The following is a 15,731-nucleotide window of genomic DNA, read 5'->3' on the forward strand; positions in this document are numbered from 1 at the left end:
AATGTCAAAAGAAAACGTTAACCGGCAGATTTCCATCTTTATCAATGACCGCGAAGTGAAAAATTCTTTGGGAGGCATTGAAAAAGAAATGGGAAAAGTCCGTGGCCAACTGAAGAATCTTGTTAAAGGTACCGATGACTATGATGCTAAATTGAAAGAAGGCACTTCTGCGCTCGAACAATTGAAGAAAAAGCAAATTGAGTATCGTGAAGAACTTCAACTTACCAATCAAGCAGCTTCAGAAGGAACGGCAAATTTCTCGCGCTTTATTCAGGGTTTCAAAACAGGAAACTTATTTGAAGCAAAAGAAGGTCTGTTAGGAATTAAAGGCTCTATTGTTTCAATAACAGAAGCTTCTTTAGCGTTTATTGCGACTCCGTTAGGTGCTGCAATTGCTGTCTTATCGGGTTTCGCAGCCGGTGCAAAATATGTTTTTGATTTTAATCAGGAAGCGGAAAAATCTACACGAATTATCGAAAATCTGACAGGTAAAACCGGACAGGTTGTGGAAGATATCCGCATCATGATGCAATCACTTGTCGATACATTTGGCATCCAATTCGACGCGTTGGCCAACGCTGTAGATAATTTAGTTGATACAGGTGTAGCTAAAGATGAGTTGTCAGCGCTAGAGCAAATAAAGAAAGGCTTGTTGACAGCGCCTGATAAAAACGAATTTGTTTCTGGATTAGAAGCTGCAGCAGTTACCGCAAAGGAAGTTGGGCTTAATCTAGAAGAAGTAATTTCTTTGAAAAAAGAAATTGAAAAAACGGGAGTTAATCCGGAAGCCACTTTCGGAGCGATAACTAAAGCTACCAAAAATTTACTTGAGCAATCTGATAATTTACGTAATTCTCTAAGTTCGGCTTTAGGCGCAGCATTTACCGATGAGATTCTCACCAAATTAAAAACTGGAGAAATTACAACCGTTCAAGCGCTTGAACGGATTAATGCGAAATCTAAGGAAGTTGGTTTAAACCAGAGTCAACAAGCCCAGCTTAGTGCTGATATTTTTGGAAAATCTGCTTTGGCAGCAGGTGGATATGAAGTTATTCTTGATACTGTAACAGGTGCTTTAAAACTTCAACGCGAAGAATTGAATGCAAATCAACAAGCACTTTCTGACCTTGCTGATGCTAACCAAAATGTAAACAAAGCACAATCGTTACTGTTCAGAGTAAAAGACTTTGGAGAACTTTGGGATAAAATTAAAGCCAAAGTTATAAATGCGATCTCTGGCGTTTTATTCATATTAAATAGAATGAAATATTCTATTGAGGATATATTTTATGGAGGATTGAACGTCTTCAAAAAATTCAATAACGGTATAATTGATCAGTTGGAGGGACTTGCAAAATCTTCTTCAGTTATATTGAAAGCACTAGGGGTTGATGTTCAGGGCTTAGTCAAAGGTTTAGATTCATTAAAAAGTAAAGATTTCTATGTCCGCGGAACAACAGAAAATAAAACAGTAGATTCTTCTGGTGGCGACAAAAATTCTCAAAACCAAGCTGCTAAAGCAGCGGCCTTCGAAATCTATATCAATAAACAGATTGCCCTTTTAGAGAAAAAACAGGCTAGGGAAGAAGCTTTAGGTAAAGATAGTTACAACACAGAAAAAGCAATCCTGGAATTAAAGTTGAAGCTTCAGAAAAAAGGCAGTGATGAGTATGAGCAAATTCAAAATTCGATTCTTAAACTTACAACCGAACACAACAAAAAAGTTTCGGACGAAGCTAAAAAGAGCGCTGAGACGAAGCGAAAATTAGATCAGGAGGAATTTGCACGCGCTCTTGCTTTAGCAAAATCAAAATTAGATTTAGCAAAAGCCGAAATCGACTACTTTATAGCGTTCAATCAAAGCAAATTAGAATCAGGCAAGAAACTAACTTTAGAAAGCATCGCGGAAGAAACTAAACGCCTGGAAGAAATTAAATTTCAACGTGATTCCGCTATTGCCGAAGAAAGGATTGTGAAATTAACTGCGCTGCAACAGCAGTTTGATGACCACAAAATTACACTCGAAGCCTTTAATGCTGAAAAACAGGCAATTGATTTGGCTACTCTTACTGCTGAACAACTTCTCAACGTCGAATTTTACAAAACAACAGATCAGTTGAAAAAGCAGTACGACGAAGAACAGAAACAACTTTTAATTGAGCAGAAAGCCGCCGATGAAGAACTAGCGTTAGCAGAAGCAGACAGCCAGTATGAGAAAGACCGTATCGAAGCTGAACAAAAAAATGCCGCAGAACTAGAGCGCTACAAAAAAATGCGGGATAACAAAATTATCACCGAGCAGGAATATAATGCGTTTGCTAAACAATCTGCAGAAGATTTGGCAAAATTCAAGGCAAAACAAGATTTGCAAATGACAGCAAACGGTCTTAATGGTTTGAGTACGTTAGCAAACGCGATGGGTGAACTTTTCGGGCAATCTAAAGAACTTGCGATTTTGCAGGCTAACATTTCAGGTGCGCAGGCGATTTTGTCAATCTGGGCGGCGCCGGCATCGTTACCGCAGCCGTATGACGCAATTCTAAAAGGAGTCCTTACTGCTGCTACCGTAGTTACTACTGTGAAACAAATTAAAGAAATCAATAAGCAAAAACCACCTAAAAAAGCAAGATTTTTTCATGGTGGAGACACTTCATTTGCTTCAGGTGGGGATACTGGTCACAAGGCCGCGCTGGGTCATGATGAATACTGTTCAGTAACCGGAGTAGTTCACGATGGCGAATGGGTTATGCCAAAAATAATGAAAGAAAATCCACGTTATTCGGCTCATTTGGGTTGGTTAGAAAACGAGCGTCGGAAAATTTACGGAAACAAGCATTTTGAAGGTGGCCCGTCATCTTCCAATGCTCCGATGCCGACACCGGAAGCACCGAATGATGCGTATGGTTCTACTTTGATTATGGCAATAAATAAATTAATCGGAATTTTGGAGAACGGCATCGTTGCGAAGGCCATTATAGGATATAAAGAAGCAGAAGATATCGAAACCTTAAACGACGAACGAAAAGCATCTTCGCAAAATGGCAGTATAACGTCATGATTTTTGATTACATTTGATTAACTTAAAACCAATTATCATGAAACAAATTATTATTTTTTCGTTTTTGTTGTCTTCAATACTAGGATTTTCTCAGGAAAAATTGACACTCACACCGGAGGGTTACTTGCCTGTTGTGACAGATGTTCCGGGCATGACTGCGGAGCAAATCAGAACTAAAACTAAAGAATGGGTTCAAACTTATTATAAAAATCCTTTAGAAGTTTTAAAGGCTGATTTACCTGATGAAATAAGAATTTCAGGATTCTGCAATGATTGTTGGCAGACTAAGGCTTTAGGAATGACTGACTATCTAGATCATAGCTATTCGCTTATCGTAAGTTTTAAAGATGGAAGGTACAAATTTGATTATACCTTGGAAGAAATTACCAATGATGGCGGTAAATTGATGTACACGTACAGATATTTTTTTAAAAAAGATTTATCGGTTCGTAAATCTTATCAAGTGTCGTTCGACACCATGAATGAAAGTGTCAATAAAACCTATATGTCACTATACAACTACATCACTGGAAAGACTTCCGAAGAAAAAAATAAATGGTAATCAATTTTGCAACTAATAAAAACCGCTTCGGCGGTTTTTTTGTGTCCTATTATCGCGCACTGCATGGCTATAAATTCGCTGTAAATTCATTTGGATATGATTACAATCAATGCAGCGCCAGTCGAAAATTCAATCATTTTAGATGCGAATGATTCTGTTATTTCAATCACGTCCAGCAATGGTGCAGGCTATTATTTTCGCGCTAATATTACAATCGACGGGCAGTTGTTCGATGAACAGGGATGGTCCCGAAAAGACGCAGTAACTGCCGAAAAAAATATCAAAAAACTTTACAACGCTTACTTCACGACTGCATTCAATGAGAACTTTGTGAATGGGATCACAGAACAATCACATTTAATCAAGCCTGTAAGTATTGAGGTTATGGAATATCGACTCGCAGATGATACGGTTGCACAATCAATTACGCTGCCTGATTTTTATTTAATGTACAATACCGTTTCCACGGCATTTTCTGACACAGAAAAAATACGGTTTCTGGGAATTGACGCGCCTATAATGATGGTTTCAGAAGCCGGTAAAATCAGTATACCATTTATGGTAAATGCTGTGTCTGAAAATATCGTGGTAAAAACAGAAGATAACTTCAACACAATTTTGCATTCGGCGTCACTGTCTTCTGTTGAGGGAAAAAGGTTTTTATTTACAATTTTGATTTGTCTGCAGTGACTTTAATCAATAACACCACGAATTTTCTCGTTACCATTTCCGTTGGTTCTGAACAAATTATAAAGCCAATTAGAATACTTCTTTTTCGCATTTTCCAGTAAAAGAAATAGCTTTCCTAAACAACTTCGGGTTCTGGATTTATGCTTATCTCGACGGTCAACTGAATATTGATAATAATTTGGATATAAATTCATATGACCAGAATGACAATTCTGAAGTCATTTATGAAATTATTGAAGAACAAACTTATTCAATAAATACCGGCTCGCTGCTCGGTTCAGAAAAAGCGATCATCGGGCAGATTACTAGGTCGCTGAAGGCAAAGCTATTTTTCGAAGGCGAATGGATTGATATGACTTCGAAAACGAAGAAGTATAACGATTTTAAGGATAACGTACATCAATACGGTGAAAATCTCACTTTTAATGTGAAGCGCAATAATTCATTTTCAAATCTGCTGCTACCTGTAGCGGAAGTTGATGAAGATCAGGTTACCGTTGGTGACATTGTAACCACTTCTACAACAATCTTGGTTTACTTTACATTAATTAATTATACAGGTTCTTTTATTCGACGTGTTTTGGAAAAAGATGGGGTGTTCAGGTATTCAACCCTGCCCACTACGCCTCATTATAATTTTGGATCGCTAGATTTAGAGCCGCCGTTTTTAGTTTATTTTACAGCACCGGATGATCCGGAGCCAATTTCTAACATCGTTACATATAATCCATGAGCCTAATCAAAATATTTTGCGAAGGTGTGGAGTTGGACTTTGTTAATCAAACACTTTCAATCAAAAAGAAAACTCACTGCTTTCTTCGGATTTTAAGGTGTCACATTCGACCGTGCCATTTTTGGTTGTGGAAAACGAAAATTGTAAAAAAACTCTAGGTAGTCGCGATATTGCATCTGTACTGAAGAAAAAAACGTTTGATGTAGAAGTGCATGAAGGCGATGATGTTTATTTCGGCCAGTTGCAAATATTGAGTTATTTGACTGGCTACCGAAAATGCAATTTAAAGTATGCCACCGAAGTTTTGAAAATTTTCAATAAAAAGCTAGGCGATTTAATGCCTGTGATTTCCATCATTCCCGGAGAAACTTCTCCGAAACCTTTTTAGCAGAATCAAATGTAATTACTGAAGGTTCTGGATACTGGCCGAGTTTTGTTAATTCGTGTGTGACAAAGTGTTTTCCGGAAACAAAAATTCAGTTTCCAATGATGTCCTGGAAGGATAAATTTGGCACCGAACTTGAAGGCGATGAACCGTGGTATAATTATGGAAACAAGATTAACGGGTTTTTAGACGATAATTTTGTGCAAAATACAGCAGATGTAACAGACCCGGACAATGCTGTAGTGGTTAACAAAAATGTTGTCTCTCCGCAGTTATTTTTATTGTCACCTCTATTTTATGCAATGCAATCTATCGGATTTAAAATTTCGGGAAGCTTTGTAGATCACCCATTTATTAGACGGCTCTTATTATTAAGCACGAAAGATAATTTGACTAAAATTTTACTTTTACCGACCATTACGCCAATACTTCTTGATGGGGAATGGCAATTAAGGGAATACGGGTCTTATTTTTGGTTTCGAAGAACTCACATTTTTGAAGTTGATGAAGACATTGAGGTTACTGTGAAATTTAGGTTTGTGCTTGCGGCGCAAACTGATACTTCTTCACATCCTGTAAAAACAAGTTTTCGGATGAAAAGAATTTATTATCCTGAAGTTTCTGGAATAGATCCTTATCCTCTAGAAGAAGAAATCACATTTAACAGAAAAGATAATGTTCCGGGTGAAATCATAGAGGCTGAGTCTTCTTTTATATTGGCTCCACTTGTAAAATTACATTTTGATTATTTCAGCATCAATATGTTAATGCCGGAAAGCTATTCAATCGAAGTTTACAAAAAGGACGCAGAGCATACGTACTATCAAATGCATCCGACAATTCCGGTTTCGAGGTATGTTCCGGATTGGACATTCGGAAACTATTTGAATGAATTGAAAAAGTTCGCCAATCTCGAAATAATCATCGATGATTTTAAGAAAGAAATGCGACTCGATTTCGGCAATGATTTCATGTTGCGTACAGAAAAGCATATTTCCATGAGGTCGTTGAAAGTGTTGTCATACGAGCAGGCTCCCAACACAGCATATATTTTTAAATATTCTAACGAGGAAGATGCTGGTTTGTATGTAACGAGTTCTGGAACCGAGGCCTATGCAAAGCAGTTGAATGACTTTGCCGAAACTGTTGAAAGCAAATTTAAATTAGTGCCTCACAACGGTTCTACGGCAGAACTTTCAGAGGCTGTAGAAAGCAAATCGGGTGTAGGTTTAATGATTTACGATCCTGAAAATGAAAAACTAATTTCAACTTCGTTTCTAGGGCAGAATCTCAAAATTGGTGGTGAAGGTGGAATTTACGATTCTTACTATAAAATATTCACAAAATTTAGGCTCAACGCTGGTCAAATTGACGTTGCCGGCGCATTTACAAAGACTGAAATGAGTAAAATAACCAAGTTAAAAAAAATATTTCTTGACAATCAGGAGTATATTGTGGAGTCTACAGAATATGTGCAAACCAAACAAGACAACTACGAATTGAAACTTAGGTTGGAAAGCGTAAATTATTAGTTGTTGGAACTGTGGAGTTGTGGAGCGATATTTTTCATTATAATTTTTAGAAATTTAAAATTTCATCCATTGTCATTATTTCGTTGTCAACGATGCTTTCCACAATGTGAACGTAAATCATTGTTTCTTCAATTTTATAATGACCTAAAATTTTCTGCAGATTTTCTACGCGCCCACCCGATATGAGGTAATTTGTTGCAAAGGTATGCCGTGAGACATGAAACGATATATTTTTTCTAATTCCAACAGCTTTTGCAATAAATTTAAGTTCCCTGTTTATATATTCCGGAGTGAATTTACCTATAAGTAACCCGTCATTCATAAATGTTTTTGCGCTATTACTCAATGCAATACGTTGAAACTTTCCTGTTTTTTGTGAACTGAAAGCTATAAAATCTCCCATGAAATTTTCTTCAGACAACGCCAGATTGTCTGAGATTCTTAAACTTGTAAAACAGGAAAATAGAAATCGCGCTAATATTGCTTTGTGCGTTGCGTTGATGAAATCATTCTTCCAATATTTATAAAGAATTTGAATTTCATCCGGCATCAAAAATGTTCGCTGACTTTTAAAACCTTTATGTTTAATGTCGTCATATTGTATTGGAGTAATAATTCCTCTTTTGTTTGCAATGTGGAGGTACTTTTTGAAATTCTTAATAAAAGATGAAATAGTTGTTTCTTCGTTACCTTCTTTTTTCGCAAGATGGGCTTTCATTTTTGAAATGAATTCTTCTGTGATTTCATAAAAAAATAACTCTTTTTTATATTTCTTCAATTTTCTAAGAGCAGAAGATTGCTGCCTATGTGTAGAGTCTGAAATCAAATTAAGCGTTTTTTGATTCACCAGTTCGGCTTCCCAAAAACTTATAAAATCAATTCGGGAAGAAGGGTTTTCTAATTCTTTGGACAGCGAATCTAAAGTTATCGGAACAGAACTCAATCGGTAGTTTAATTCTATTCTGGTGATCTCTGCCAACTTTTTCTCAATTAGCAAATTGTAATCTTGATAATACAGATTTGACTTTTGAACTCTCTCTCCAATTTTGTCGAAGTCTTTTTTCCGAACATCAATAAGCAGTGGAATTTTTTTCGGGCTTTTCACACCTGTTAATGACACTTGAACATACAGCCCGGATGTACCGTCTGTTTGGACATAATCATATTGTCTTATCTTACAACTTAGCTTCCCATTCATATATATTGGGAAGTTTTCTGGGAAATTGTTGAGCAACTTGGATGCAAATGACATACGCGTAATAGGTTTTGAGTTAGCCATAAAACACTAAAGGCGAGAAACTTAACTGTTTTACAGTTAGTTTCTCGCCAAAGCGAATTATTTTTTTGTGACCTCGACTGGATTCAAACCAGTAACCTTCTGAGCCGTAATCAGATGCGCTATTCAGTTGCGCCACGAGGCCTTATTACCTCACCGTACTTTAATTTTCATAGGAGTTCGGTGAACTTGTTTGCGGGTGCAAATATAGGTAAATTTACCAAACCTGCAAATCAAAATTTAATTTAAAATGATTTTTTGTATTGCTTTTCTCTAATTCCCTAAGGCCTTTCGCGTTACGAAATACCGCCAGCCAATAATTGCCATCTGCCATTTCGAGGCTTTCGACAAATCAAGCTGCCGTTTGCTGAAACTTGGCAAAAGCAATTTATTGAGGCGCGCTAGAATCTTGAACATAATTTAAGTTTATACAAATGTAAAAAGACTGCCGAAATTGACAGTCTTTTTGATTTATTGTTTTTGCTTCGCCTGTTTTTTCTTTTGGGCTTCGGCTTTGGTTTTTTGCTTGTAATCCTCTGCGTATTTTTGTTGTTCGGCTTTAAGTTGCTGCATTTCGGCGCGTACTTTTTCCATCTCTGCTTTTACCTGCTCCATTTCGTCTTTGGCCTGTTGCATGGCGGCTTTTGATTGCTCCATATCGGCTTTCGACATTTTCATTTTGTCTTTCGACCTGCGCATTTTAATTTTGGCATTTTCCATGTCAGGCATTGCTTTAAACATTGCGATGTCGGCTTGTTTCATAGCGTCTTCGCTGAGTTTGTCAGTATCGATGTAAATTACGCCGTCTTCTGATGACACCCCGAATTGCCCGCCTTTTCCGTTTTTAATAATACGGATGTTATTTTTTACATTAGCATTGATTTCGCTCATAATCTTATCCATATCGGCATCCGCAACGACTTTTCCGTTGACCATCACAAGTGGCTTTCCGTCTTCATTGATGGTTTTGATGACGATTTTCGAATCGCTGTCGGTATCATAATCAAAGTCGAAATCAAAATTGAATTCCGGTGCTTCCGGTGCTTCCGGCGGCTCGGGCGCTTCAAAATCTTCAGGCGCTTCTGGTGGTTCCGGCGCTTCCGGTGCGTCTTTATCAAAAGTAAAAGCAAAACTGTCTTCATTTTGGCTGTTGCCGCGATTTTTGAATTTAAAGATATTCACGTCTTTCGGCGCACCAAATCCGATCGCATCTTCGTGTTTATAAAAAACAATCGGCTTGATTGGCTCTTTTCCGTCAACCTGAGAAACACCTTTGTTGCCTTCCTTATCTTTGAATTCCGCCTTAATTCCTGTGATTTCGCCGCTGCTGTTTCTTTTTACTTTTGAAAATTTCAGCGTAATGCCATCTTCTTTAAGCTTCTTGGTGTGTGCTTTAAGTTCGGCATCAGTTGAATTTTTGTCGATTTTAATGTTGATGAAATCCTGCCACGATTGGGCCGAATGTACGTCCGGATTCATTTCCTGCGCAATCAGTTTTACCTGGAAATAAAACATGAAGGCGACCAAAAGCGGTAATATGAAAGCATATTTCCACAAATTTCTCTTTTTACTCTGGTTTTTGTTTAGCATAACGATTCGTTTTTTGATTAATGATTGATAAAAATTATTGGTGATTGAAAGACTATCCTGATTGGTAACGACTTTTAGTAATGCAATTTGATAACCACGTTTGTCGTTGGATTCCTGTATCGCTTTTCTGTCGGCGATGTATTCGAGGTTTTGCGAAATCGCTTTTTTGTACAACCACACGAACGGATTGAACCAAAATACGATGGAAAACAATTTTGCAATCAATATATCGAATGAATGGCGCTCGCGGCTGTGCACTTTTTCATGGTTCAGGATGCTCTCGAGTTCTTCATTCGTAAACATCCTCGAATTGAATACGATGTAATTGAAGAACGAAAACGGCGCGATATTCTCGTTCAGATCAACAAAAGCGAATTGTTCCTGTTTCTGGATCTGTTGTTTTTTGAGCAGGCGGAAAAGCGAGATGAAGTTCAATATAACTTTCAAAAGCAAAACGGCAGCTATTATTATGTAAGCTAATGTTGCGACTTGCATCCAATCAATCTCGATAACTTCCGGCGGCGGAATTGTTTCAGCAATAGTATTAGGAACCGGAGCCGCCAGTTGCGCAGGTTTCGCCATCGCTACAAGGGCGTCCACGAAATTTTCGGTTTTTGTACAATCACCACTTTTTTGATGAAAAATAATGGCATCAAAATCGAAATTGGCAATCCGGCCAATAAGAACCAACGGTTAAGGTTGAAAAATGTGTCCTTCCGCAGTAAAAAATAATAACAAAGGAAGAATGCCGCAAGCAGTCCACAAGATTTTATCAAATATAGGAACAGCGCTTCCATGATTATTTGTTTTCGATGATGGCTAAGATTTCACGCAATTCTTTTGCCGAGATTTTCTCTTCTTCGGCAAAAAACGACACCATATTCTTATAGGAACTGTTGAAGTAATTGTCGATCGCCGTGCTCATGAATTTCTTGCGATAATCTTCAAGCTTGACGATAGGGTAGTACTGGTGCGTGTTGCCATAGGCTTTGTGTGCGACATAGCCTTTCTCTTCGAGATTTCTTACAATTGTCGAAAGTGTATTGTAATGCGGCTGTTCTTCGGTAATTTCAGCAAGAATGTCTTTTACGAAAGCTTTTTCGAGCTTCCACAAAATGTGCATGATTTCTTCTTCCTTGTTCGTTAAATTCTGCATGATTGTAAAGTTTAAAACAAACGTACAACTATTTTTATAGTTACACAACTATAAAAATAGTTATTTAACTATTTTTTAAGGAAAAGAGGAGTTGAAAGTTGAAAGTCGAAAGCCAAAAGTATGGGAATCAATAAAAAAATCAGTTCGATATTATTACCGGACTGACTTTTTTAGTCTCTAATTTTACACATAGTAGACTTTCGACTTTGGACTTTAGCTTTTCGACTATTCAGAAAATTTCACCTCAAATATCTTATCCCAGTTTTTTCCGGTGATAAAAAATGTTTTGGTCTTTGGGTTATAAGCGATACCGTTCAGCACATCTTCTTTAGTCACTTTCACCAAAGCTCGTAATCCCGAAAAGTCGATAATCCCTTCAGTAGCGCCGGTTTCCGGATTGATTACTGCAACGGCGTCTTTCTGCCACACATTCGCATACAGCTTTCCTTCGGCCAGTTCGAGTTCATTCACTTGCGGAATTTTCGTATCGCCAATATATATATTGATGAAATCCAGCAGCTTTTGGCTGGATGGATCCATGCGCCAGACTTTTTCAGTGCCGTCAGATTGGTAAATGTATTTGTTGTCGTGCGTCATTCCCCAGCCTTCAACATCCTTGTCGAAAGTAAAGGTTTTTTCCAATTTCCAGGTGTCTGCGTTGTAAATGAAGCCGGTCTTATTGCGCCACGTCAACTGATAAATCTTGTTACCAATTACAGTGATTCCTTCGCCAAAATATTGCGCATCAATATCCGCTTGTTTGTATACTTTTCCGGTTTTATAATCGAATTTTCGCACATAAGAATTGCCTTCCTGGCCTGTACTTTCAATTAAGGTATCGCGGTAAAATTCCAATCCTTCCGTAAACGCTTTCGTGTCATGCGGATAGGTATTGACAATCGTATATTTCAAAACTTTAGGTTTTATGTTAGAAATCACCTCAAATTTCGAAAAAACTTCCTGTCCGCCCGTTTCGCCGTCGTAATAAACAATGGCTTTGAGGTTCTGGTATCCCAATTTCGGACTCTTGATCTCAAAATTCATCGCTTCGCCGCCTTTTTTCGAGGCAATTTTCTGGTCATTCGAATAATAAACGATGCTGTCGATGGCTTTGTTTTCAGAATTGGTGATTGAAAGATTCGCCGTTTCGCCGCTCAGATATTGCTTTTTTAGCTTCGTGGCGTCAAAGCTGAAAAAATCTTCGGGTTTTTTTGACTCGCATCCGCCCATCAGCGCAGCGCTTAATAAAATGATTCCTAATAAGTTATAATTTTTCATTGTAATTTTTAAAATGGCACATTCCACAAAGCTAACCAATATGCCGCTTTGCCCTTGCGAAAATACAAAAAGATTGTATATTTGCAACGGCAAGTCCTACACGACCAGCTCCTGCAGACTCCCCAGGATGGGAACATAGCAAGGGTACGTGGTTGAGCGGTGCGATGTAGGTCGCTTGCCATTTTTTTCTCATAATAATGTCTTCCCTTCAGGAAGATTTTTTTATTTTTGGAGGTATTGTTTTTTAGAAGCTGATCCGGCTATACGTTCCAATTTTTTTGTTCTTAAAGAAAGAACAAAAAAGATTTCCACTGCTATCCGGGCTAGGGCATCCGACTTAAATTCAACTGTCAATTTCAAATTCAAAAATCAATTTCAAAAGTCTGTAACGACTAATTTGTCACCCCGAGCGTAGTCGAGGGCCTAATGAATAAAACAATATGAAATTTTCTCCAATAGTTCCAATAATCTACACCACAGAACTCCACGAAACCATTAATTTCTACACCAACACTTTAGGTTTCACCTGCAACGAAATCAATGAAGAATGGGGTTGGGCATCACTCCAAAAAGGCGAGTGCGAAATCATGGTCACAAAACCCAATGAGCACATCCCATTCGAAAAACCACAATTCACAGGAAGCTTCTACATCAAAACTGAAAAAGTCGACGAACTTTGGGAGCATTTAAAAGACACAGCCAAAATCTGCTATGAATTGGAAACCTTCGATTGGGGCATGCGTGAATTCGCCATTTATGACAATAATGGTTATATGATTCAGTTCGGAGAGGAATTAGATAATTACGAATTAGAAAATGAGATAATTTATTTAAAATGCTTAACTTTATTACGCGGACGATTCCGCTAATTATCTCATTTTCTAATTATCTAATTAAAAAACATGAAAAAGTTACTTATCGCACTATTATTCACTTCTGCCGCCACTTTTGCCCAAACAGATGTAAAAGCCCAATACGACCAATTTCAGAAAGAGCTGGAAGCTTATCGCTCAGATCCGCTCGTTTCTTCTGAAAACAGTAGTATAAAACCTGCGCCTTGCGGGCAGTATAACTTACGTTTTGTGGTTGTCGGACAGGGCTTCGATGAGAAAATCGCAATTCCGCCGGCCAAAAAATTATGTGGCGACCTGAACCGTTTCGATAAAAGCAAAAATCCAAACCCATCTGCTGATTGGGATTATGAAATCAAGCCGATTGGCAATCGTTACTATGTAATTCGCGGTGATAAAAAAGGAGCGCAGGGATTACAGGAATTTTATTATTATGAGAGAAAAGTTACCAAATAATTATTGGTGGTACATCGAATAATTTTAAAGCATTTAGATTTTTTGCTCAATCAAATCCGTAAAAAAACTTTAACAATTTTTACGGCTTTCCCGCATTACAACGTATCGGAAAAAATAATATCTTACCTTCAGGGGAGGGGAGAATGCATCCCTACAGAAAAAATAAATATTCCGGTTACGGGAATGCCGTAAAAATTGTTAAAGTTTAGGTTCGAATTGCGCCCTAATGATTGTACATTATTACAAAACAGTACAAAAAATATGAGTTTACTCATTGCATGTTGCAATTGATTGCCGAAATTTGGCTTCGTTAAAAAACATCCAATGTCTAAAGTCATTTTAATTACCGGTGCCTCGTCGGGAATCGGAAAAGCAATCGGGGAATTCCTGCACCACAAAGGTTATACGGTTTATGGCACGAGCCGAAATCCGGAGAAAGTCTTTAATTCGGTTTTCCCGTTGTTGGCACTTGATGTCAGGAGCACCGAAAGCATAACAACTTGTATCGCTAAAGTAATCTCAATTTCAGGAAGGATTGACGTGGTTGTGAATAACGCCGGCGTTGGCATTATTGGTCCGCTTGAAGAAATACCGACTTCAGAGATACGTAATAATTTTGAGACGAATCTTTTCGGCCCGATTGAAGTGATGAAAGCGATTTTACCACAAATGCGCTCGCAAAAATCGGGTTTAATCATCAATATTACTTCGATTGCCGGTTATATGGGATTGCCGTATCGCGCGGTCTATTCGGCTTCGAAAGGGGCATTGGAATATGTTACAGAAGCGCTTCGTATGGAGGTAAAACCTTTTAATATCGAAATCACGAATGTTGCGCCTGGAGAATTCGCGACCAATATCGCGGCTTCGCGTTATCACGTGCCGTTGTCGCCGGCTTCGGCATACTCGAATTATGCGAAAACTATTGAGACAATCAACGAACAGGTTGATGGCGGAGACGATCCGAAAGCAATGGCGGAAACGATTTACAAAATCATCAATACTGAAAAGCCCAATGTGCATTATAAGGTCGGGCCTTTCCTTTCGAAATTCTCTATTGTTCTGAAACGGATCTTGCCCGACAAACGGTATGAGAAAATGCTCATGAAGCATTATAAATTGTAATGCCTGAATTTTTTAGTTTACGTAAAAGAAATTGATAACCTGGAAATTCAATTTTGCACTAAGGCACTAAGGCACTAAGGCACTAAGGCATGAAAACTTTCAACTTTATAACTTTGCCACTTTGAAACCTTAAGAATAATCGTAATTTTGCCTGCGTTAAGGATGGAGGCGGCATCCTTTTTTTTAGCAGGGAATTTCCGAATTGAAGGAACGTTCAAAAAAAAAAGATACAGCCGAGAGCCTGACCCGCTGCACGATTTTGACTTGAAAAACCAATGCTGATAGCGGGAACGCCCAACACGTAAACACAACAATTAAATAGATAAACATGAAATTTTTTATTGACACAGCCAACCTGACCGACATTAAGGAAGCGCAGGCACTGGGCGTTTTAGACGGAGTAACTACGAACCCGTCGTTAATGATGAAGGAAGGGATTTCCGGGAAAAACAACATTTTGAAGCATTACGTTGACATTTGCAATATCGTTGAAGGCGATGTGAGTGCCGAAGTGAACGCCGTTGATTATGACGGAATGATCAGAGAAGGCGAGGAGCTGGCCGATCTTCACGAGCAAATCGTGGTGAAATTGCCGATGACGAAAGAAGGCGTGAAAGCGTGCAAATATTTTTCTGATAAAGGCATCAGGACGAATGTCACTTTGGTATTTTCTGCCGGGCAGGCATTGTTGGCTGCGAAAGCGGGTGCGACTTATGTATCGCCATTCATCGGAAGATTGGACGACGTTTCTACTGACGGATTAAATTTAATTGAAGAAATCCGTGGTATTTATGACAATTATGGTTATGAAACACAAATTCTTGCGGCTTCGGTTCGCCACACGATGCATATTGTAAATTGTGCGAAAATCGGCGCTGATGTAATGACCTGGACGACTTTCGGCGATCACAGGCTTATTGAAGCATCCTTTGACTGATATCGGATTGGCGCAGTTTATTGCTGATTTCGAGAAAGGGAATAAGTAATCAGATAATTTGAAAATTAGACAATTAGAAAATGATTTTGATTGCGGTCAAAG

14 protein-coding genes, 1 tRNA gene, 1 other RNA gene and 1 pseudogene are annotated in these 15,731 nt (G+C 38.3%); 11 read left to right on the top strand and 6 right to left on the bottom strand.

Annotated features, from left to right (window positions below; genetic code table 11):
• Nucleotide 1: 1 nt before the first annotated feature.
• The 6 genes from ACSLFW_RS11515 to ACSLFW_RS11540 all read left to right on the top strand — a co-directional run bounded on the left by ACSLFW_RS11515 (nucleotide 2) and on the right by ACSLFW_RS11540 (nucleotide 6,960).
• Nucleotides 2-3,058: a hypothetical protein gene (locus ACSLFW_RS11515; RefSeq protein WP_436555866.1), complete on the top strand. Its 3,057-nt coding sequence runs from the start codon at nucleotides 2-4 to the stop codon at nucleotides 3,056-3,058.
• A 37-nt stretch (nucleotides 3,059-3,095) separates the two neighbouring features.
• Nucleotides 3,096-3,620: a DUF4468 domain-containing protein gene (locus tag ACSLFW_RS11520; protein ID WP_436555867.1), complete on the top strand. Its 525-nt coding sequence runs from the start codon at nucleotides 3,096-3,098 to the stop codon at nucleotides 3,618-3,620.
• A gap of 96 nt (nucleotides 3,621-3,716) precedes the next feature.
• Nucleotides 3,717-4,310: a hypothetical protein gene (locus ACSLFW_RS11525; protein WP_436555868.1), complete on the top strand. Its 594-nt coding sequence runs from the start codon at nucleotides 3,717-3,719 to the stop codon at nucleotides 4,308-4,310.
• 178 nt (nucleotides 4,311-4,488) lie between these two features.
• Complete coding sequence (locus tag ACSLFW_RS11530; RefSeq protein WP_436555869.1) at nucleotides 4,489-5,043, top strand: hypothetical protein; 555 nt, start codon at nucleotides 4,489-4,491, stop codon at nucleotides 5,041-5,043.
• A 97-nt stretch (nucleotides 5,044-5,140) separates the two neighbouring features.
• Nucleotides 5,141-5,431, top strand: coding sequence for a hypothetical protein (locus ACSLFW_RS11535; protein ID WP_436555870.1), 291 nt, complete (start codon nucleotides 5,141-5,143; stop codon nucleotides 5,429-5,431).
• A gap of 98 nt (nucleotides 5,432-5,529) precedes the next feature.
• On the top strand, nucleotides 5,530-6,960 hold the full coding sequence (locus tag ACSLFW_RS11540; protein ID WP_436555871.1) for a hypothetical protein: 1,431 nt from the start codon (nucleotides 5,530-5,532) through the stop codon (nucleotides 6,958-6,960).
• A 46-nt stretch (nucleotides 6,961-7,006) separates the two neighbouring features.
• Here ACSLFW_RS11540 and ACSLFW_RS11545 read toward each other — a convergent pair whose 3' ends face one another.
• The 6 genes from ACSLFW_RS11545 to ACSLFW_RS11570 all read right to left on the bottom strand — a co-directional run bounded on the left by ACSLFW_RS11545 (nucleotide 7,007) and on the right by ACSLFW_RS11570 (nucleotide 12,260).
• Nucleotides 7,007-8,212 (bottom strand): tyrosine-type recombinase/integrase, encoded by a 1,206-nt coding sequence (locus ACSLFW_RS11545; protein WP_436555872.1) that lies wholly within the window; start codon nucleotides 8,210-8,212, stop codon nucleotides 7,007-7,009.
• A 95-nt stretch (nucleotides 8,213-8,307) separates the two neighbouring features.
• A tRNA-Arg gene (locus tag ACSLFW_RS11550) sits at nucleotides 8,308-8,381 on the bottom strand.
• A gap of 128 nt (nucleotides 8,382-8,509) precedes the next feature.
• On the bottom strand, nucleotides 8,510-8,653 hold the full coding sequence (locus tag ACSLFW_RS11555) for an SsrA-binding protein (RefSeq protein ID WP_436555873.1): 144 nt from the start codon (nucleotides 8,651-8,653) through the stop codon (nucleotides 8,510-8,512).
• A gap of 54 nt (nucleotides 8,654-8,707) precedes the next feature.
• The gene (locus ACSLFW_RS11560) at nucleotides 8,708-10,426 is read right to left on the bottom strand and encodes a M56 family metallopeptidase (protein ID WP_436555874.1); all 1,719 of its coding nucleotides are present in this window, start codon (nucleotides 10,424-10,426) and stop codon (nucleotides 8,708-8,710) included.
• Nucleotides 10,427-10,625: 199 nt separating this feature from the next.
• Nucleotides 10,626-10,982, bottom strand: a complete 357-nt coding sequence (locus ACSLFW_RS11565; RefSeq protein WP_436555875.1) for a BlaI/MecI/CopY family transcriptional regulator — start codon at nucleotides 10,980-10,982, stop codon at nucleotides 10,626-10,628.
• A gap of 225 nt (nucleotides 10,983-11,207) precedes the next feature.
• Nucleotides 11,208-12,260 carry a glutaminyl-peptide cyclotransferase gene (locus tag ACSLFW_RS11570; RefSeq protein WP_436555876.1) on the bottom strand — a complete coding sequence of 351 codons (1,053 nt, stop codon included), beginning with the start codon at nucleotides 12,258-12,260 and terminating at the stop codon, nucleotides 11,208-11,210.
• Between the two features lie 87 nt (nucleotides 12,261-12,347).
• On the opposite strand from ACSLFW_RS11570, the gene ffs reads away from it, so the two are divergent.
• The 5 genes and pseudogenes from ffs (at nucleotide 12,348) to fsa (ending at nucleotide 15,678) form a co-directional block, all read left to right on the top strand.
• An RNA gene (gene ffs, locus ACSLFW_RS11575) (signal recognition particle sRNA small type) lies at nucleotides 12,348-12,444 on the top strand.
• A 256-nt stretch (nucleotides 12,445-12,700) separates the two neighbouring features.
• Nucleotides 12,701-13,129 carry a VOC family protein gene (locus ACSLFW_RS11580; RefSeq protein ID WP_436555877.1) on the top strand — a complete coding sequence of 143 codons (429 nt, stop codon included), beginning with the start codon at nucleotides 12,701-12,703 and terminating at the stop codon, nucleotides 13,127-13,129.
• 33 nt (nucleotides 13,130-13,162) lie between these two features.
• Nucleotides 13,163-13,567, top strand: a complete 405-nt coding sequence (locus ACSLFW_RS11585) for a hypothetical protein (RefSeq protein ID WP_436555878.1) — start codon at nucleotides 13,163-13,165, stop codon at nucleotides 13,565-13,567.
• Nucleotides 13,568-13,891: 324 nt separating this feature from the next.
• A complete protein-coding gene (locus tag ACSLFW_RS11590; RefSeq protein ID WP_436555879.1) occupies nucleotides 13,892-14,692 on the top strand; it encodes an SDR family oxidoreductase in 801 nt (266 codons plus the stop codon).
• A gap of 328 nt (nucleotides 14,693-15,020) precedes the next feature.
• Nucleotides 15,021-15,678, top strand: a pseudogene (fsa, locus tag ACSLFW_RS11595) (fructose-6-phosphate aldolase).
• The last annotated feature ends 53 nt before the right edge of the window (nucleotides 15,679-15,731 follow it).

It is taken from the genome of Flavobacterium sp. 3HN19-14 (genome assembly GCF_051373205.1).
In the GTDB taxonomy this organism is placed as follows: domain Bacteria; phylum Bacteroidota; class Bacteroidia; order Flavobacteriales; family Flavobacteriaceae; genus Flavobacterium.